The 18,621-nt window shown below is 70.2% G+C and carries 14 protein-coding genes and 1 pseudogene; 10 read left to right on the top strand and 5 right to left on the bottom strand.

Going from position 1 to position 18,621, the window contains the following annotated elements:
• From EV657_RS21430 to EV657_RS03755, 5 genes and pseudogenes are all read right to left on the bottom strand, one after another.
• Positions 1-1,031, bottom strand: a pseudogene (locus tag EV657_RS21430) (hypothetical protein); the annotation flags it as partial.
• Entirely contained in the window at positions 1,028-3,163 is a 2,136-nt protein-coding gene (locus EV657_RS03770; protein WP_134077179.1) for a hypothetical protein, read from the bottom strand. The gene EV657_RS03770 and the pseudogene EV657_RS21430, both read right to left, overlap by 4 nt.
• Positions 3,160-4,029: a hypothetical protein gene (locus tag EV657_RS03765; protein WP_075786049.1), complete on the bottom strand. Its 870-nt coding sequence runs from the start codon at positions 4,027-4,029 to the stop codon at positions 3,160-3,162. The genes EV657_RS03770 and EV657_RS03765 overlap by 4 nt, the downstream gene beginning before the upstream one ends.
• Positions 4,026-7,994 carry a hypothetical protein gene (locus EV657_RS03760; RefSeq protein ID WP_134077178.1) on the bottom strand — a complete coding sequence of 1,323 codons (3,969 nt, stop codon included), beginning with the start codon at positions 7,992-7,994 and terminating at the stop codon, positions 4,026-4,028. The genes EV657_RS03765 and EV657_RS03760 overlap by 4 nt, the downstream gene beginning before the upstream one ends.
• 151 nt (positions 7,995-8,145) lie before the next feature.
• Positions 8,146-9,084, bottom strand: coding sequence for a hypothetical protein (locus EV657_RS03755; protein ID WP_113669875.1), 939 nt, complete (start codon positions 9,082-9,084; stop codon positions 8,146-8,148).
• Positions 9,085-9,342: 258 nt separating this feature from the next.
• Here EV657_RS03755 and EV657_RS03750 point away from each other — a divergent pair, with 258 nt between their 5' ends.
• The 10 genes from EV657_RS03750 (at position 9,343) to EV657_RS03705 (ending at position 18,614) form a co-directional block, all read left to right on the top strand.
• Complete coding sequence (locus tag EV657_RS03750) at positions 9,343-9,939, top strand: eCIS core domain-containing protein (RefSeq protein ID WP_134077177.1); 597 nt, start codon at positions 9,343-9,345, stop codon at positions 9,937-9,939.
• Entirely contained in the window at positions 9,936-11,264 is a 1,329-nt protein-coding gene (locus tag EV657_RS03745) for a transporter substrate-binding domain-containing protein (protein ID WP_134077176.1), read from the top strand. The genes EV657_RS03750 and EV657_RS03745 overlap by 4 nt, the downstream gene beginning before the upstream one ends.
• Before the next feature lie 246 nt (positions 11,265-11,510).
• On the top strand, positions 11,511-12,101 hold the full coding sequence (locus EV657_RS03740; protein ID WP_075786045.1) for a Pvc16 family protein: 591 nt from the start codon (positions 11,511-11,513) through the stop codon (positions 12,099-12,101).
• A complete protein-coding gene (locus EV657_RS03735) occupies positions 12,098-12,829 on the top strand; it encodes a hypothetical protein (RefSeq protein WP_134077175.1) in 732 nt (243 codons plus the stop codon). Before EV657_RS03740 ends, EV657_RS03735 begins: the two co-directional genes overlap by 4 nt.
• Positions 12,830-12,842: 13 nt before the next feature.
• Positions 12,843-15,026: a cadherin-like domain-containing protein gene (locus EV657_RS03730; protein ID WP_134077174.1), complete on the top strand. Its 2,184-nt coding sequence runs from the start codon at positions 12,843-12,845 to the stop codon at positions 15,024-15,026.
• 20 nt (positions 15,027-15,046) lie between these two features.
• Positions 15,047-15,505: a phage tail protein gene (locus tag EV657_RS03725; protein ID WP_075786042.1), complete on the top strand. Its 459-nt coding sequence runs from the start codon at positions 15,047-15,049 to the stop codon at positions 15,503-15,505.
• Positions 15,506-15,509: 4 nt separating this feature from the next.
• On the top strand, positions 15,510-15,965 hold the full coding sequence (locus tag EV657_RS03720) for a phage tail protein (RefSeq protein WP_134077173.1): 456 nt from the start codon (positions 15,510-15,512) through the stop codon (positions 15,963-15,965).
• A 1-nt stretch (position 15,966) separates the two neighbouring features.
• Positions 15,967-16,149 (top strand): hypothetical protein, encoded by a 183-nt coding sequence (locus EV657_RS03715; RefSeq protein WP_075786040.1) that lies wholly within the window; start codon positions 15,967-15,969, stop codon positions 16,147-16,149.
• Positions 16,146-16,826, top strand: a complete 681-nt coding sequence (locus EV657_RS03710) for a CIS tube protein (protein ID WP_134077172.1) — start codon at positions 16,146-16,148, stop codon at positions 16,824-16,826. Before EV657_RS03715 ends, EV657_RS03710 begins: the two co-directional genes overlap by 4 nt.
• A gap of 3 nt (positions 16,827-16,829) precedes the next feature.
• Positions 16,830-18,614, top strand: coding sequence for a phage baseplate assembly protein V (locus EV657_RS03705; RefSeq protein ID WP_134077171.1), 1,785 nt, complete (start codon positions 16,830-16,832; stop codon positions 18,612-18,614).
• The last annotated feature ends 7 nt before the right edge of the window (positions 18,615-18,621 follow it).

Below are 18,621 nucleotides of genomic sequence, written 5' to 3'. Positions count from 1 at the left end.
TCGGTTGCTTCGGTTGCTTCGGTTGCTTCGGTTGCTTCGGTTGCTTCGGTTGCTTCGGTTGCTTCGGTTGCTTCGGTTGCTTCGGTTGCTTCGGTTGCTTCGGTTGCGTCGGTTGCGTCGGTTGCTTCGGTTGCTTCGGTTGCGTCGGTTGCGTCGGTTGCGTCGGTTGCTGCGGTTGCTGCGGTTGCTGTGGCCGGGATGCCGGGGGACGGGCTCTGCCCGAGGGGCGACGGGCCATCGGGGGAGCCGGGGGCGGGACGCTCGGTTGCGGACATCGCGGGTGAGGGCGGCGCCGGTGAGGGCGGCGCGGCAGGGGGCGGGTCGCCCGGCCGGAGCGGCGCGGCAGGTGCCATGCTGTCGGCGGGCGGCGAGGCCGCGGCCGACTGGCGGTCCGGCGGAGGCGGGGTGGCCAACCGGCCGGCAGGTTCCGCGCCGGAGGCCAGCCGGTCCGCAGCCGTCGGCGCGGAGTGCTGCCGGGGCACCGGCGCGGGGGCCGGGACGGTCGCAGGCGCCGATCGGGTTCCGGTCCGTCCGGGCGCAGGCCCGGTGGGGAGAGCGTGGACTGGCGGTGGATCGGACCTCGGGGCCGGGCCGGTCGGCATCTGCGCCGCGGGAGTCGCGGCGGCGGGGGCTGGCCCGCGCGGGGCTTCGGGGCGGGGCAATGTGCAAGCCGGGATCGGGGCGCCGGTCCCCGGCCCGGCCCGGTCCGGCAAAGGGCTGCCGAGATGGGGCGCCAGCGCGGCGGTGAGGGTTTCGGCCAGACGGCGCCTGACGGCGGGCCAGTCGGGCGGGTCGGGGAAGACGCCGAGGTCGATCTCGACCGTCTCGAGCCGCAGATCGGCGCGGCCGACAGAGGTGGCCGCCAGCACATGCCCGACGGTCTCGAGCAACTCGGCCCGAACCGCCAGCAGCAGCCGTTCGGGCGTGCCGAGCGGCCCCGGGCCGTCGACCAGGTCGAAGCGGAATTCAAGCGTCCCGATCCGGTTCGGGGGGGCTTCGGGCGCAGGTCGGGACGCGGGCTGGCCGGTCATTCCAGCGGCCCTCCGTCTTGCCTCAGCGCCGCACGCAGATCCGCCGCGGCGCCGTCGATGCCAGCCTGCCAAGCGGCGATGCGCGGGGCCAGATCCGCCAGCGCATCGGCGTCCAGCCAGACCGGGCGGACATGCACATGGGCGGGGGCGACGCGCAGGATCATGTCCTCGACGTGGCGGCGAAAGGCCGGGTCGGCGCCGCGCGCGGTCCAGCCCGGCAGGAGCGCCCATACGCTGGCCTCGGCAAAGCCGCGCCCGGCGCCGCGCAGCCGGATATCCTCAATGAGCAAAAGCTGTTCGCAGGCGCGGTTCAGATCCTGCCAGGCGCGGCACAGACGCGTCCCGAGCCGGTCGAGCGCGGCGCGGTCGCTGTCGGTGGCGCAGCGGTAGAGGAAGGGCGCGCGGGGGACGGCCTCGAACAGAAGCTGCCAGCCATCCCCGGGATCGTCGCCCGGGGTCAGCAGATAGGCCTCGGCAGAGGCGGCGCGGCGCAGGAGCGCGGGCGAGATCCGCCCGTCTGCGATCCAGGGCGAGAGTGCGGCGAGATCGGATGCGCCAAGCGGCGCGGGCGCCGACCGGCGGGTGAGAAAGAGGTCATGCGCTGGATCGGGCAGGGTCAGGTCGCTGCGCGGTACGGGGGCTTCGGGGGCATCGGCCCCGGGGGCGAGCGTGAGGCCCGCCGCCGCCAGCGCCACGACCGGCCCGGTCCAGGGCGAGAGATCGCACAGATGCGCCAGCCGCGCCGCCGCCCCGAATTCGGGATGGGCGGTGCCCTTGTGAAAGTCGAAGTCTGGCAGGCGGGCCAGATAGGCCTCGCGCCAGGCGATGTCCCAGCGCAGCCGCTCGGCCGCGCTGCGATAGGCATGCAGCCCGGTCTGTCCGGTATCGGGCATCTCTTCGCCCTGAAGCGCAATGAGATAATCGAGCATCTCGCGCCGTTCGCGCAGCGCCACCGCATCCTCGGGGTCGGGCACGGCGCGGGCGGCATAGCGAGCGGGCAGGGCTGAAAGCGGCGCGGCCATCGCCCCGAGCGTGGCGTCGATCATCCCGCGATAGGAGGCGATGCGCTCGCCGCCCCGGATCCGGTAGATGGCGGGCAGGGTCGCATCGACCCCAAGCCGCCCCGCCGCGCGCGGCCGCCCGGCAAAGGCCACGTCGAAATCGCGCGGGTCGAGCCGGTTGCCCTGTCCGGCGATCCGCGCCGCGGTCAGGCGACCGTATTCCTCGGCGATGCCATGCGGATCGAGCGGCACCGGCGCGCCGTCCAGTGTCAGGTCCAGACGCGCGGCGCCTGCGGGCAGACGGACCTCATGCACCGCGACGATGCCGGGCCGGGCCAGCCTGCGGTCGTCATGGGGCGCGGTCTCGGTCAGGCGCAGCTCGTGGACATTCTCGATGCCCTCGATCCGTTCGAGTGCCGCCAGCACCAGATCGGGGCGCGCCGGGTCGCCGGGCTCGGCCTGAACCGGCGGCCAGATCGCGGCGGGCTCGTCGAAAAGGTCGGCTCGCGTGGCCCCCCGGCGCCCGCCCGTGCCGGTCGCGTCAAGCCCCATCAGCACCAGATTGACCACATGATAGACCTCGGCCGCGATGGCCTCGGGCTTGGCCATCGGGCCGATGCTGATACGGCCGGCCAGATCGAGCCAGCGCGTCTCGGCCAGCGCGACGGGCAGGGTATCGGTGCCGATCAGCCGCATGCCCTCGAAGGCGGCCGCGACCGCGTCGATGGCCGTGGCGGCAGGGGTGCCCTCGCCCGGCAGAACGGCGATTTCGTAAAGCCCGCGCGCCCCGGCCGGGCGCACGAAGACCCGCGCGACCTCGGGCAGGGCGGACAGGCAGGCCGCAAGGTCGAGCGCGGTCACCGGCCGCCCCGGCAGCACCGCGCGCGGCCCGAAAAGCGCCAGCGCGTCGAGGTCGAAGGCCTCGGGCGCGGCGGTCAGGTGATCGCGCACCGGATGGTCGGCGCGATAGGCGATCTCGGTCAGCGCGAAGGCGGTCTGTTCGAGGAAGGTCACGCCCGGATCGTGGGTGTTGTAATCGGTCCAGATCCGGCCCGAGGCGCGTTGCGCGGCGGGCGTCGCCTCGGCCATCAGCGCCGCGAAGGTGATCGGAGGCGGCAGATCTTCGGTCACAACAGCCCGTCCTCGCGGTCCGGCCCTCCGGCGGGTCCGCGCGACCCGGTCATCAAGGGGTCGAACCAGAGCCGCGTCAGGTGATAGCGGATCCGGACCGGCGCGCCCTCGGCCAGGCCGTAATCGGCATTGGTGCGGATCTGCAGCTTGAAGTGGTGACGTTCCTCGGTCGCGATCCAGCGCAGCCGCAGCCGGTCGGCATAGGACCCGTAGACCGCGGTCTGGGCGCGGATCCGGCGCCGTCCGAACATCCAGTTCAGGATCGCGTTCCGGGGATGGAAGGCGTTCATCGCGACCGCGTGGACCAGCGCGTAATGCCCCTGTCCGACCTCGCCGCCGACGCCCGCCATCACCTCGAAGGCCTGGCAGCCGGTCATCGGCCGGGTGATGTCGTGCCAGCGCCCGTCGGCGACGGGGTCGGCAAGGCCCTCGGTCGCGCGCCCCAGCCGCCCGTCCATCCGCGCGGTGCCGCGCAGGTCAAGCCGCCATTCGGGCGCGGCCTCGCTGATCCCGATCCGGCCGTCCCGGCCCAGCGTCAGCCCGGGCGGACCGCTGACCCAGCCGCCCGCCGCGCCGTCCAGCGTGTTGCCAGAAACCCCCAGCCCCTGGCGGAAATGCAGATGGCCCTGGGTTTCGCCATGTTCGAGCACCCAGGAGGCATAGGGCGTGCCGAGCCCCTCATAGAGGCTGAGAACCGCGCGCGAGCTGCCGACCGAATGCAACTGCAACCCGTCGGCCGGGGTCTTCGAGAATCCGTCCTCGGTCTGGTTGACGCAGGATTCGATGAGGTCGCGGTAATGTTCCGCGGTGGGCAGCGCCCCGTCGCGGAAAAAGGATTTGAGCGTCGTCCTGTCCTGTCTCGTCACCGCGCCGTCTCCTGCCCCACGATCAGCATGTCGCCCACCCGGAGCCGACCGATGCCGCTTTGCGTCGCTTCGATGCCGCTCCGTGCGGTGGCTGCCGCCAGCGCGTGATCCGAGGCCGAGAGCGCCAGCGCCCAGGGCCGGGACGGCCGGATCACCGGCCCGTGCGGGCCGCGCCCGTCGATCTGCGCGGTATCGGCCAGCCGGTGGACACCGGAATCGTCGGCCGCGAAATGCAGCACCGAGAAATCGGTGACGTCCTCGACATAGTCGAGCGCCGCGATCTGCGCGCGCAGAAGCGCCACGTTCAGCGACCAGCCGAACCGCGCGATCTCGGGCGCGGCGGTCCAGACCGACAGCCGGGCGATCAGGTCCTGGCGCAGCCGGAAGGCCAGCGCGCCGTCGTTCAGGAAGGGCGCAAAGCGGATCCGGGCGCGCACCTGCAGCCGGTCGAAGGCCGGGTTGACCACGTCGAAACCCGCGAAGGGGCAGGCATGGGCCTGCAGCCAGGCGCGGACCCGTTCCAGCTTGCCGACATCGAAGTACAGCTCGCGCGGGGGCGGGGGCGCGCCGTCCGTGGGCTCGGGCGGGCGACGGACCAGCACCACCGTGGCCCGGCCGGGCGCGGGCTCGGGCGTGGCGGCGGTCAGATGGGACAGGCATTTGACCCGCCAGATTTCCGGGAATTCCTGCAGCACCAGCCGTTCGACATCCCAGGGCGTGACCGCGCGCTTGCGATGGCGCAGCCGTTCTGCCACGCGGGCGCGCCAGGCGGGCGGGGTCTCGGGCGGGCGCGGCGGGATCCGGCGGTCGACCTCGACCGGCTTGCCAAGCCCCGCAAAGCCCGGATCGAAGCGCCAGTCGCGCGGGCCGTCGCCCGGATGCGGATGGCTGTCGCGGCTTTCGGCCCAGACCCCGTTGGTATGCACGCCATCGAGCACCGGATGGGTGTGAAACCCGGGCCGCACCGCCGAAACCGCCAGCCAGATGCCGCCCGGCGGCATGTCGGGCGCGGTCTCGCTGGCGTCGTCGGGCATGTCGATCACCACCGTGCCGGACCTCAGCAGCCCGTCGGTCGTGTCCGACGAGATCGCGGTGGCGGGCAGGTCCTGCCAGCCCGCCTCGGTCAGGTAGTGCCAGGCCAGCGGCACCGGGTCGGGCACCACCCGTTCGTGACCGCTATCGGCGATGTCGAACAGCAGTGCCAGGTTGTCCTTGGCCGAATTGCCCGAAAGCTGAAGGAAAAGCGTGCCATAGCCCAGCCGCGCGGGCACCAGCCCCGCCGCCCGTTCGGTGCGTTCGGGAAAGACCGGGATGGTGCCGAACGGCGTGATCTGGCGCACCCGGTCGCGCGCCCGGGCGCTGTCGGGGGCGGAAAGCGCGATCCGCCCGGCGGCCTCGTAGCCGATCCTGAGCCGCGCGATCCGCGGCAGATAGGGCGGCAGCGGCACCGGGCGGGGGCGCAGCCGCAGCAGGCGCGGGCGCAGCGCATCGGCCAGCCCCAGCGCATAGGCGGTCTGCCCGAAGCCGCCCGCGCTGCCCGAAAGCCGCAGCCGCAGCGCGCCGCTCCGGATCTCGCCCCGCGCCTTCGGCAGCTTCAGCGCGGCCGGGCCGTCCTCGGGCAGGCTGGGGCTTTCCAGATCGGCCTCGCGGTGCCAGTCGGCCAGCAGCCGGCCGCTGGCCGGATCGCGGTCGGCCATGGGCGTCGGGCCGTTCAGCAGCGGCTTCCAGGTCTCGCCCGACAGCACCTCGACGGTCACAAGCGGGTCCGGGACCGGCGTGTCGCGCGGATAGGCGGCGTAATGCCCGGCAAAGCCGTCGATCCCGGCGGGCAGATCGGCCCAGGTCAGGTCGAGCGAGACATGGGTCACCGGCTTGACCGCCAGTTCGGGCGCGGCCAGCGTCAGCGTGCCGCCATCGGCGGGGCGGGCGCCGAAGGGCAGCACCGCCTGATCGACCGCGACCGGCCCGTCATCGTTGAAGCCCGCCATGGTCCGCAACCCCTCGACCCGGACCCGGATCGCGGCGGCATCGACCTCGTAGCGCTCGAAGAAGCTGACCGGGCAGATCCGGGCATCGGGGGCGGCGCGGATCGCCAGCGCGGGCGCGGCCTCGGGCGTCGCCGGATCGGGTTCGAGCGGCGGCGCCTCGCGGCCGAAGGTCATGCGGAAGGTGACGCCCGGCGGCTGGCCCGGGCCGTTCGGCAGGATCTGCAGCACCTCGGGCGCGACCGGGCCGCGCGCGCTGGTCAGGGTGACGGTGAAGGCATCGGCAAAGAACTTCTGGAAGACGTCGCAGGGCGCCAGCAGGAACCCCCGGCCGCCCGGGGCCAGCTGGAAGGCGCCCGCCATCAGCGAGGCCGGGGCCCCGTCCGCCGGGGCGTTTCCGTCTGTCTCGCCCGCGGCGGCGCGGCGCAGCAGCCCGTCCGGGCCTTGCTGCAATGCGCTGTTCTTGTCCAGAAGCAGCTGCAGATAGTCGCCCTCGGGCCAGGGCACGCCCTCGACGAGGCTCAGCGTCACGATCCGCCCCAGAAGCTGGCGCAGCGGTGCCGCGTTCAGCGTCTTGCGCGCGATGACCTCGTAGATCATCGCCATCGAGGGCGCGCGCACCATGTTGCGCGCCCAGTCCTGCACGGCGGCGTCGACGACCTCGATCCCCTCCGCGAGGCTGGCGAAACCGCAGGCGCGGATCAGTTCGGGATCGTTGCGCAGTTCCAGCGCGACATTGGGGTCGCGGCCGGGCTCGGTGCCGGGCGGCAGCTTCGGCGACATCGCGGGCAGGGGGCTCGCGCGGCGCATGTCCAGCCGGACCTCGACCTGACGCCGCCCCTCGCGCAGCCGGAACAGGTCCGAGGCGATGTCGAGCCCCATTTCGGCCCCGGCCTGTCTGCGCCCGCCCTCGGGCGCGGCGCGGTTGCGGGCGACGAAGACCCCGCGCCCGAGCGGCCCGGCCCCGGCCGGGTCGAGCCCCGCCTCGACGCGGGTGATCGCGCCCAGCGTGGCAAAGAACGACACCTGCGGATCGGTCTCGAAGGTGATGGCGCCGGTGGTGCGGACGCGCGCGGTGCTGACCGGGATCGCGGTCAGGGTGCGGAAGGTGGCGACCGCTCCGTCGGCGCCGCGCGCGGCCAGCGTGGTGCCGCGCGGCAGGTGCCGTTCGGCCGCCGCCGGGGGCACATGCAGCAGCACCCGTTCGGGGGTCGCATCGGCGGGCGGCTGGCCCAGGATCTCGCGGTAGTAGAAATCGGTATGGCGGCGGGTAAAGCGGTTCAGCCGGTCGTCGACCAGCCCGGCTGCGGACAGCTCGGCCAGGATCAGGCCGATGCCGGGCTCGATCGTGCCCGCCTCGATCCGTTCGGCAAAGGCGGTGGCGGCGGCGGGCTGCAGCGAGGCCACGGCATGGATCATCTGCCGATGCGCCGCGCTGATCGCGGTCGCGAGCGCCCGGGCCTCGGCGATCCGGTCGGGCACGGCCTCGGCCTGTGCCTCGGCCGGGCGCCCGGCCTGCCTGCTACCGAAGGTGGCCAGCAAAAGCGCGGCCAGATCGGTGCCCGACCGGGCCGCAAGCCCGCTGACCCGCCCGCGCAGCCCCATCTGCCGTTCGAGTGCGGCGATGGTCTCGCCGAAAGCCTCGGGCAGCTGCGCCTCGATCCGCATCAGCCAGTCGTCGATCCGCCGCGACAGCGCGCGCACATGGCGGATCAGCGCCTCGGTGCCCTCGTCGGCGGCCAGATCGAAGGCGGCGATGGCATCGTCGGGGCGAAAGCTGAGGATCTGGGCCACCACGACGGCGGGCTCGGCCCGCAGCCGGTCGCGCCAGGGCGAAGGTGCGGTCTCGGCCAGCGCCGCCAGCCGGGCGGCCAGATCGCGCGGGCGAAGCCAGGGGGCGTCGCGGGTCAAAGGAACCGGAAGGCGCGCCTCGCACGAGGCCCCCTGCAGGACGCGGATATCGGACCAGTCGGTATTCAACGCATGCGACTTGCCAAAGGACCGCAGGCCAGGCGGCTGCGATCGGTCCCCCCTGAAGACGGTAGAAAATCGTTCCGGTTCACGGATGTAGGGTCTTTCTTGGTTAAGATACTGGCGGAAGCCTCGATACAGGGCAAGGAAAGAAACCCGTCTAGGGTGAAGGTTGCGACAGGAACACACCTGTCAGGGTAGCGCTGTTGCCCTGGATCGCGAAGACGCCGCCCGCCGCGCCGGGCGGGCCGGGGCGGTCGGTTCCGGCGAACTGGCTGGCCTCGAAGCTGAGCAGCGCCGCCGGTTCCAGCCCGGGCGTCAGCAGCCCGACGCGGCCGCCATCGGGGCCGGTAAAGCGGACCGTCCCCTGGCCGCTGGACACCACGCGCGGCGCGCACAGCCCGAGCCGCGACCAGGAAAAGCTGTCGAAGGGCAGGGCGGGGCCGCTGTCGGCGGTAAAGCCCGACGCGACGAAACTGGCCCGCCCGGTGCCATAGCCGATCTGCAGGGTAAAGCTGCCCAGCGCGTCGGTGACCTCGGTCTTGCCGGTGGCGTCGGTCGCGGTGAAGGTCACCCGGACCGGCCCGGTGATGGTGGAAAGCCCCGCCTTCGGGATCTCGGTCGCGGTCGGGCTTTGGCCGACCACCAGCGGGCCGGTATAGTCGATCTTCTGCGAACGGAAATTGAAGGTGTAGGCGGCGGGCAGTTCGGTGCCGGGGCCAAGCCCCGCGACCGGCACCGCGCTGGCGCGCTTCCAGCCTTCCAGCCTGGTCTGGCCGTTCTCTTCCTCGGGGCGGAGGCGCCGGATCGTGTCCTCCTCGATCACCAGATTGCGCGGCAGCGCCTTGCGCGAGGGGCGCCCGGTCACATAGTGCGCAACGCCCCCGGCCGAGCCCACCGCGATCTGCAGATAGGCGCCGGTCATGCGCCGTTGCTGATAGAGATTGATGTCGCAGGGCACCTCGATCCCGAAGCCGAACCGTTCGACGACCGGCAGTTCCTGCACCTTCGTGACCAGCCCGCAGGCCGTGGGCGCAAGACAGGCAAGCCCCAGTGCAACGGCCGGAAAAGACTGGAACAGGCGGCGGCCTGTGGTCATCTGGGGCGCCTCCCTGGGGGCGGTTCGTTGCCGACAGCGTGGCCGAGCCCGGCGGCTTCGTCAACCATGGCGTGTGGCAGCGTGTGGCGGTGCGACATCGGCAAGGACCGGTCCGGAAGGGCGTTGCCCTTGGGGGGGGCGCAGCGGCGCCGAGCCGGACGCGGCCCTTGCCGCGACGGCGGGGCGTGGGCGCGCGATGCCGCTTGCCAGCGCGTCACAACCTGTGGTTTCATTCCCTATCGGTATCGGGAGGCAGCCATGGCCCAGATCTTCCAGAGCGAACGCGGCAGCGCCGGTCCGGCGCCGCAGGCCCGGGGCGGCGCCCGGGCGGGCGGCCCCCAGGAAGACCGTCTGTCCGCGCTTCAGGCCAAGGCCGATGCGGCAACGTCGGGGGGGGCTGCCGCCCGGCTGGGGGCGCTTCGGGCCGAGGCCCTGCAACGCGCCGAAGCCCCCGAAGAGGAAGAGCCCCTGCAAGGCAAGGCGCTCCAGCGCGTCGAGGAAGACGAGCCGCTTCAGGGCAAGGCGCTCCAGCGCAAGGGCGGCTCGAAGACCGGCCTGCCGGAGAGGCTCAGGTCCGGCGTCGAGCGGCTATCGGGCGTCGACATGAGCCATGTCCGGGTGCATTACAATTCGTCCAGACCAGCCGCTGTGCAGGCCCACGCCTATGCGCAGGGATCGGACATCCATCTTGGCCCGGGCCAGGAAAAACACCTGCCGCACGAGGCCTGGCATACGGTGCAGCAGGCCAAGGGCCGGGTGCGGCCCACGACCGAGGTCGCCGGGACGCCGGTCAATGACAGCCCCGCGCTGGAAAGCGAGGCCGACCGGATGGGTGCAAAAGCCGAGAGGCTATGAGCCGCGTGACGCCCCGCCCGACATCGGCGGGGCGCATCGGCTCCGGTCCGGTCAAGGCGGTTCGGGGGGGCGGTCCTTGCGCTGGTGTCCTTGCCGCGCTGTGTCGGGCGCTGGCGGTCTGGGCGGTGGTCACGGCATGGGCTGCCGGGGCCGCTGTCGGCGCCGCTGTCGCCCGGTGCGACGGCCCGCGCGAGCCGGGTTTTCTCGATCTCGGCGTCGCCCATGCGCCGCCCTTCGTCATCCTCGAGGACGGGGCGCCGCCCACCGGGCTGTCGGTCGAACTCTGGCGCCGGGTCGAGACCGGCCTGATCGAGGCCGGGCGGATCGAGGGCAGCCATTTCGTGATCTGCGACGCCATCGAGCAGCAGGAACAGGCGCTGACCGATGGCGGTCTCGATCTGGTGCTGGCGCCGCTGACGATCACACCGGAACGGCTGCTGTCCTATGGCTTTTCGCGCCAGTATTTCCTGTCGGGGCTGACCATCGCCGCGCGGCACAGCAACGAGATCGCGTTTTCCCATGCGCTCGAGGTGCTGGTGACGACGCTGTTTCAGCCCGGGACGCTGCGGGCGGTGGTGCTGTTTCTGGTGCTGAATCTCGTGCTGGCCGTCATGATCAAATGGGTGCTGCGCGATGCCCGCCGCCGCCCCGAAGAGGATCGCGCGCCCCCCGGCCGTCTCTTGACGCTGGTCGATCCCTATCTCGAGGCGGTCGAGAGGACGCTCGGGCTGAAGGGCATCGGCGATGCCGGGTTCAACCTGGCGGGCCGGGCGCTGGAAATGTTCATGGCAATCATCGGCACCGCGCTGTCGGCGGCGCTTCTGGGGGTGCTGACCTCGGCCTTCGTCTCGGCCATCGGCCAGAGCGACCGGGTGGACGAGCTTGACCTGACCGACGAACGCGTGGGCATCGAATCCCATTCGACCGCGCAGGAATTCCTGGCCGACGCCTATGAGGCGGCCGCCGGAAAGCCCGACGATCCCGAATGCCGCCCGCTGTCGGCGGCGCCGCTGGCAGGGCCGGGCTGCGTCACCGAGGTGTCGGCCGACAAGCTGCTGGAGGCTCTGGTCGCCGATGAGGTCGATCGGGTGATCGGCGACTGGGCCGAACTGACCTATCTGGCGGGCACCGGCCGGTTTCGCGGCAAGGTGACCGTCGAGCAGAAGGTCTATCGCAGCGAGCCCCTGGGCTGGGGCTATGGCAGCGCGCTGACGCAGGACCTGCGCGCCCGGATCGACAGCGCGCTGATCCAGCAGATCCGTCATGGCGGCTGGCGACGGCTGGCGCAGCGCTATCTGGGATCGGGCAGCATTGCCCCGGATTGAGGTCCCCGAGAAAGCCAGGGGCAGAGGCCGCCGCCGGACCTGTCGCGACGGTGCGGAACGCCGGTGATTTCTTGGCTTGCCTTGTGGCTACCTCCTGTGGTTGAATTTGGATTTCGGAACAACGCCTTTTGGCGATTGCGCGGGACGCCGGTCAAAACGGCCGGACCCGCGGTCCGGTCAGGGGGGAGCCATGGTTGCACCCGCAGCCCGCGTCGGATCTGTGTCACCCCTTGGGGCAAGCGGCGCATGATCGATCAGGCGTTGAGCCTTGCCGTCGACCGCCTGAACGGCCATCTGGCCGGGCGGTTCCGGACCGGGGACGACGTCGTGGTGCTGTCGCCGCTGACCGATGCCGAGGGCAAACCCGCCGATGCCGCCCGCAACAAGCTGGCGCTGTTCGTCACCGCCATCGCCGAGGACACCATGCCGCGCAGCGCGCGCGGGCCGGGGCTGTCCTCGATCGGGCTCGCGCGCGGGGCGCAGGCCATTCATCTCGACATCTACGCGATGCTGGCCGCGGCGCATGACCCCGACAAATACGCCGAGGGTCTCAAGCAGCTGTCGGCGGCGCTGATGTTCTTTCAGGTGCAGCCGGTGATGACGCCGCAGAACACCCCCGACATGCCGCCCGGTCTGGCGCAGCTGTCCTTCGAGATCGCCAATCTGAAGGTCGAGGAGGTGGGCCAGCTCTGGGGCAATCTCGGCGGGCGCTATGTGCCCTCGGTGATGTTCAAGATCCGGTCCGTCCGGGTCGATGCCGGGGCCATCGCCGGGGTTGCGGCGCCGATCCGGTCGGCGCAGCGGCCCGAGGGGCGCGCGGGGAGGGGGCGCGAATGAGATATCGCGTCGCCCTGGATCTGACGGTTCGTCATGGCTTCTGGGGCGACGCGCCCGCACCGCTGAGGATCGCGGCAGCCGATCCGGGACGGCTGACGAGGGCCGATATCGTCTTCAAGACCGACGGCACGCGCGCCATCCTCGGCCTGCCCGAGACGGCTCCGCCGCCTGCAGCCGTCGCGCTGGACATCCTCGCCGAGCCGCGCGCCATCGCGCTGACCGAAGGCTGGCAGGCCGACGCCGTGTCGGTGCTGACCCCCGCGCCGGGCCAGGCCGAAACCGGGCTTGCCGCGGCGCAGGAGACCTTGCCTCGCGATCTCGGCGACCGCCGGGTCTGCCGGTTGCTGCTGGACCTTGCGGGCGCGGACCCCGAGGCGGGCTGGGTGCTGAGCCTGCGGCTCGAGCCGGTCGCGGCGCTCTGGGCCTACCATGTGACCGGCCGCGGCGCGGAGGGGCCGATCCGGGTGATCGACCCGGCGGATGAGGTTGCCTTCGAGGATCTGGGCCAGACGCCGATGCCGGACGGGCGGCGCGCGCGGGTTCTGCGCTCGGCCCGTCCGGTGCCGTTGGCCGCGCGCTCGCCCTGGCGGTTCCGGCTGGAGGAAACCCAGCCCGCGCCCTTCGATCCCATAGCCCTGATCCCGGTGCTGCCCGCGGGCGGCGCCAACCTGCGTCCGGCCCCCGGTCAGGACGGTCTGCAATCCGACATTTACGTGAGCCTTTGGTAGAGGAGACGCCCCCATGGCCATGAAGACCCCCGGCGTTTACATCGTAGAGAAAAGCGCCTTTCCAAACTCGGTGGTCCAGGTGGCCACCGCGGTGCCGGCCTTCATCGGCTACACCGAACGGGCCGTCAACGGCACCGTGTCGCTGGACATGACGCCCTGGCGGATCACCTCGTTCTCGGAATTCGTGCAGTATTACGGCGGCGCCCCCGACCCGGTCTTCGAGATCGTCGATTTCGAGGTAGCCTCGGGCGTGTCGCCGCTGTCGGCCGATGGCGCGGCGATGAAGGACCCGCTGCCGCGGGCGGTCTTCCCGCTGGGAGAGAAGAAATTCGAGCTTAAGCAGAAGAACCCGGCCTTTTCGCTTTACGGGGCGATGCGGCTCTTTTTCCAGAACGGCGGCGGGCCCTGCTACGTGATCTCGATCGGGGCCTACAAGGTCAGGGACGACCAGGGCCAGCTGGTCGACAACGTGATCGACGCCGAGAAGATGCTGACCGCCATCGACAGCCTCAAGAACGAGCCCGAGCCCACCATGCTGGTGATCCCCGAGGCGACGCGGCTGGTGCGGCAGAACTGCGTCAAGGTCCAGCAGGCGATGCTGAAGCATTGCGGCAACGACATGAAGAACCGCTTTGCCATCCTTGATATCTTCGGCGGGCATCTTGGCCAGAAGGACCCGCTGGGCAACCCGGTCGCGACCTTCCGCAACGATGTGGGCATCAACAACCTCGATTTCGGGGCGGCCTATTTCCCCTGGCTCGACACCTCGATCTTCCAGTCGCGCGACTTCAGCTTCCAGAACATCGAGCCCGCCAGCCATCCCAAGATGATGGCGCTGCTGAAGCAGTCGGTGAAGCGCAATCCCGACCTCGCGCCCGAGATCGACCGGATCAGCGCGCCGACCGTGACCGGCGATTTCACCATCTCGGTGACCAGGGGCGGCAAGGTCGCGATCACCGAACAGGATCTGAAGGCCGAGGATGACGAAAGCGACAAGGCCGGGCTGACCTATGCGCTGGCCAAGAAGCCCGGCACCCTGGCGGGCAGTTTCGTCAAGACCGAGGACGACAGCGAGATCAAGACCTTCACCCAGGAGGACGTGTCCGAGGGCAAGGTCAGCTTCAAGCATGACGACGCCACGCCCGAGGGCAAGTTCGAGATGACCGTGACCGACGAGCTCGGGATCTCGACCGACACCATCACGCTGAAGGTCGAGGTGGTGGGCGGCGTGCTGGCCAAGGCCGATATCGAGGCCGAGACCGCGGTTTCGGTCGATGTGGCCGCCGACAATCCCGAGGGCGACGCGGACTCGATCGTGCTGCTGGAAGCCACCAGCACCGATGGCAAGACCAAGGCGCTGGAAGGCGTCGGCACCTGGAAGGCCGATGCGGGCACGGTGACCTTCACCCCCGATCCGGCCTTCGCCGGGCCCGAGGCCAAGGTGAAATACACCATCTTCAAGGACAACGCGCCGCTCGCGACCCGCGAGATCCGGGTGCTGGTCGACGGCACGACGCCGGTGCGCCAGGAAACCCCGACGCCCGCGGCCATCGACAAGACCCTGCGCGCGCTGGTGCCGCTTTACATCACGATGATGGACGCCATCGCCAAGCGCGAGAATGCGATGCCCCCCGCCGCCGCGATGGCGGGCATCTACACCATGGTCGACAATGCCCGCGGGGTCTGGAAGGCGCCCGCCAACGTGTCGCTGAATTCGGTCGTGGCGCCCCGGGTCAACATCAACCACGAGGAACAGGAAAACCTCAACGTCTCGACCACCGGCAAGTCGATCAACGCGATCCGGCCCTTCGTGGGCGAGGGCACGCTGGTCTGGGGGGCGCGGACGCTCGACGGCAACAGCCTTGATTGGCGCTACATCAACGTGCGCCGGACGATGATCATGATCGAGGAATCGATCCGGCTGGCGTCGAAGGCCTATGTGTTCGAGCCCAACACCGCCAATACCTGGGTCACCATGCGGTCGATGATCGAGAACTTCCTGACCTCGGTCTGGAAGGCGGGCGGGCTTGCCGGCGCGGTGCCGACCGACGCGTTCAGCGTCTTCGTGGGCCTGGGCGAGACGATGACGCCCGAAGACATCCTCGAGGGCATTCTGCGGATCACGGTGCTGGTTGCCGTCACCCGGCCCGCGGAATTCATCGAGATCACGTTCCAGCAACAGATGCAGAAATCCTGAGCCTGAGGAGGGTATGACCCATGGCAGATGACGGTTCCGCCCAGTCGCAGACGGTATGGCCGCTTCCGAAGTTCTATTTCCAGGTGAAATGGGACGATACCGAACTGGCCTTCCAGGAGGTCTCGGGGCTCGACATGGAAAGCGAGGCCATCGAATACCGCGCGGGCAACAGCAAGGTGTTTTCCAAGATCAAGATGCCGGGGCTTCTGAAGACCTCGAACATCACCATGAAGAAGGGCGTCTTCGTCAAGGACAACGCGATCTGGGACTGGTTCGCCGAGATCAAGATGAACATCATCAAGCGCAAGGCGCTGACGATTTCGCTGCTCGACGAGGAGGGCAACCCGACCATGGTCTGGAAGGTGCAGAACGCCTTCCCGGTCAAGGTGTCCTCGACCGATCTGAAGGCCGAGGGCAACGAGGTCGCGGTCGAGACCATCGAGATCGCGCATGAAGGCTTCGTGATCGAGAACGGCTGAGGCGATGGAGGATTTCGCGCCTCCGGTCGCGTTCCACTTTTCGGTGAGCTTCACGGGAAGCGCGCCGAAGGTGGACGACACCGCCTTTCAGGAGGTGGGCGGTCTCGAGACACGGATCGAGACCACCCCCCTGCAGGAAGGTGGCGAGAACCGGTTTCAGCACCAGCTGCCGGAAAAGGTCGCGCATTCGAACCTGACGCTGAAACGCGCCCTGACCGGCACGTCGAGCGGTCTGGTCACCTGGTGCAAGTCCTGTCTCGAAGGCGGCTTCGGCACGGCGATCGTGCCCAAGGATCTGGTCGTGTCGCTCTTGGACGAAGAGGCCAACCCGGTCGCGACCTGGGCGGTCGGCAACGCCTTTCCGGTCAAGTGGACGGTGGCGGGGTTCGACGCGATGAAGAACGAACTGGCGCTGGAGACGGTCGAGCTGGCCTATCTGACGCTGGAAAGGAAGCTCTGAGATGACGATCGAGATCGGCAGTCTGGTGGTGAAGGGCTCGTTCGGGCGCCCGGCGCAGCAGACCGAGGCGGTCGGCCCCGAAGAATTCGCAGAGCGGCTGGCCGATCTGCGGCGCGATCTTGAGGACGAGATCGCCCGCGCCGTCGAGGCGGCCGAGCGGCGGCTGCGCGAGGGGCGGTCGTGACCAAGCTCAAGATCACCCGCTGCGAGATCCAGGGCGGCGACATCGTCAAGATGGCGGGCGATTCGAACATCTTCACCGCCACCATCAACCCGGCCCGGTTCAAGCGCAAGTACAAGACCCGGTTTTCGGGCATCGACCGCGACGGGGCCATCGGCAAGTCGAAACCGGTGCCCAAGTTCGACCGCTCGGACCCCGAGCATCTGACCCTGACGCTGACGCTGGACGGCACCGGCGTGGTGCCCGATGCCGCAAACACCACCGTCTCGGCCCAGATCGAGAAGCTCCGCAGCATCGCCTACAGCTATGACGGCGACGACCACCAGCCGAACCCGGTCGAGGTGGAATGGGGCGGCGGGTTGTCCGATTTCCAGGGCCGGCTGACCGGGCTAGATGTCGATTACACCCTGTTCCAGGCCGATGGCACGCCGCTGCGCGCGACCGTCGAGATGACATTCATCGAGGCCATCACCGAAGAGAAGGAGGCCAAGGAAAGCAACGACAAGTCGCCGGACATGACCCATGTGCTGCAGGTTCGCGAGGGCGATACGCTGCCCCTGATGTGCCAGCGGGTCTACAAGGACGTGACGCGGTATCTGGAAATCGCCCGGGCCAACGAGCTGGACGATTTCCGCGATCTGACGCCCGGCATGCTGTTGCATTTCCCGCCGATCCGCTGAGCCATGGCCGACAGCCCCGTCAAGAACGCCGATGGCCCGCTGGGCGTCACCGTCAAGCTGAACGGCACCGCGCTGGCCGATACGGTCGGCGTCGTGTCGATCCGGGTCGAGACCGAGCTGAACCGCGTGCCCGAGGCGGTGGTCACGCTGGCCGACGGGTCGGTCGCCGAACAGGAATTTCCGCTGACCGATGCCGACACCGCCAAGCCCGGAAGCGAAATCGAGATTTCCGCCCAGTTCGGGTCGAACACGGCGCAGACCCTGTTCACCGGGATCGTCACCGGCCTGCGGCTTCGGATCCGCAGCGGCAGCGGCGGCCAGCTTGAGCTTTCCTGCCGCGACAAGGCGGTCAAGCTGACCGGGCTGTGCCGCACGGCGGTCTGGTCGAAGACCAAGGACAGCGATGCCATGTCGGCGCTGGTGCAGGCCGCGGGGCTGACCGCCGACATCGCCGCGACCGACGGCCCCGAGGCCGATCTGGTGCAGCACGATTGCCCCGACTGGGATTTCCTCAGGCTTCTGGCCGACCGCAACGGGCTGGTGCTGGCGGTCGATGCGGGCAAGATCACCGCGGCCGCGCCCGACCCGTCGGCCGCGGCCAAGCTGACGCTGACGCTGGGCGATGATGTGCTCGATTTCGACGCCCGGCTCGACACGGTGGGGCTGGAAAAGACGGTCTCGGTGACGGGCTGGGACCCGGCCCAGCAAACCGCGACGGTCCAGACCTCGGATGCCGTGGCGGCGGGGGCCTGGGGGTCGAGCGCGCTGTCGGACCTGACCGGCGTGACCGGCGACCGCACCCGGTCGCAGACCGCGTCCTATGCCGAAGGTCAGGTCTCGCTGACCTCGGTCGCCAAGGCGCGCGCGGCGCGGGTCGCGCTGGCGGCGTTGCAGGGGCGGTGCAGCTATCCCGGGTCCGCCGCGGCAAGGCCCGGCGACACGGTCGAGATCAAGGGCGTGGGCGACCGGATGGGCGGCACCGCCTATGTCGCGGGCATCACCCACGAGTTGGGCGACGGGCACTGGACCACCACCGCCCGGCTGGGGCTGCCGCAGGGCTGGCGGTCGGACGGGATCGGGCCGGGGGGCGCTGCGGCGGGCGGGCTCGTGGCCCCGGTGCCGGGGTTGCAGCCCGCGACGGTGGTGGCCCTGACCGACAGCGGCAGCGAAAACCCCCTCTCTGACAGCGCCATGATCAAGGTCAGCCTGCCTTTGTCGGGCGATCCGCCGGTCGAGATCTGGGCGCGCTATGCCCAGCCCTACGGGTCGAACGGGGCGGGCATCCAGTTCCTGCCCGAGGTGGGCGACGAGGTGGTGCTGGGCTTTTTCGCCGACGATCCGGCGGCGCCGGTGATCCTTGGCTCGCTCCATGGCGGCAAGCTTGCGCGCACCCGCGAGGCCACCGACGGCAACGACATCAAGGCCCTGACCACGCGCTCGGGGCTCGAGATCAGCTTCGACGACGACAAGACCGTGCTGACCGCCAAGACCCCGGGCGGCCACAGCATCGTGCTGAGCGATGACGACACGTCCGTCACCGTGACCGACAGCACCGGCAACAGCATCAAGATGGAAAGCTCGGGCGTGACGGTGTCGAGCAAGGGCACGCTCGATCTGACCGCCGAGGGCAATATCACCATCAGTTCGTCGGGCGGAGACGTCAGCGTCAGCGGCACCAATGTCACGCTCAGCGGCGATATGGGTCTGACCGCCAAGGGCGGCACTTCGGCCGAGCTCAGCGCCGGTGGACAGACCACGGTGAAGGGCGCCATGGTGATGATCAACTGAGGAGAAC

Source organism: Rhodovulum visakhapatnamense (assembly GCF_004365965.1).
Classification (GTDB): domain Bacteria; phylum Pseudomonadota; class Alphaproteobacteria; order Rhodobacterales; family Rhodobacteraceae; genus Rhodovulum; species Rhodovulum visakhapatnamense.
This window is presented reverse-complemented; position numbering and strand designations above follow the sequence as displayed.

Bases quoted from the DNA above. Each gene is read 5' to 3' on its own strand.
- EV657_RS03755 (WP_113669875.1), bottom strand. From the start codon at position 9,084: ATGACCACAGGCCGCCGCCTGTTCCAGTCTTTTCCGGCCGTTGCACTG.
- EV657_RS03750 (WP_134077177.1), top strand. From the start codon at position 9,343: ATGGCCCAGATCTTCCAGAGCGAACGCGGCAGCGCCGGTCCGGCGCCG.
- EV657_RS03745 (WP_134077176.1), top strand. From the start codon at position 9,936: ATGAGCCGCGTGACGCCCCGCCCGACATCGGCGGGGCGCATCGGCTCC.
- EV657_RS03740 (WP_075786045.1), top strand. From the start codon at position 11,511: ATGATCGATCAGGCGTTGAGCCTTGCCGTCGACCGCCTGAACGGCCAT.
- EV657_RS03735 (WP_134077175.1), top strand. From the start codon at position 12,098: ATGAGATATCGCGTCGCCCTGGATCTGACGGTTCGTCATGGCTTCTGG.
- EV657_RS03730 (WP_134077174.1), top strand. From the start codon at position 12,843: ATGGCCATGAAGACCCCCGGCGTTTACATCGTAGAGAAAAGCGCCTTT.
- EV657_RS03725 (WP_075786042.1), top strand. From the start codon at position 15,047: ATGGCAGATGACGGTTCCGCCCAGTCGCAGACGGTATGGCCGCTTCCG.
- EV657_RS03720 (WP_134077173.1), top strand. From the start codon at position 15,510: ATGGAGGATTTCGCGCCTCCGGTCGCGTTCCACTTTTCGGTGAGCTTC.
- EV657_RS03715 (WP_075786040.1), top strand. From the start codon at position 15,967: ATGACGATCGAGATCGGCAGTCTGGTGGTGAAGGGCTCGTTCGGGCGC.
- EV657_RS03705 (WP_134077171.1), top strand. From the start codon at position 16,830: ATGGCCGACAGCCCCGTCAAGAACGCCGATGGCCCGCTGGGCGTCACC.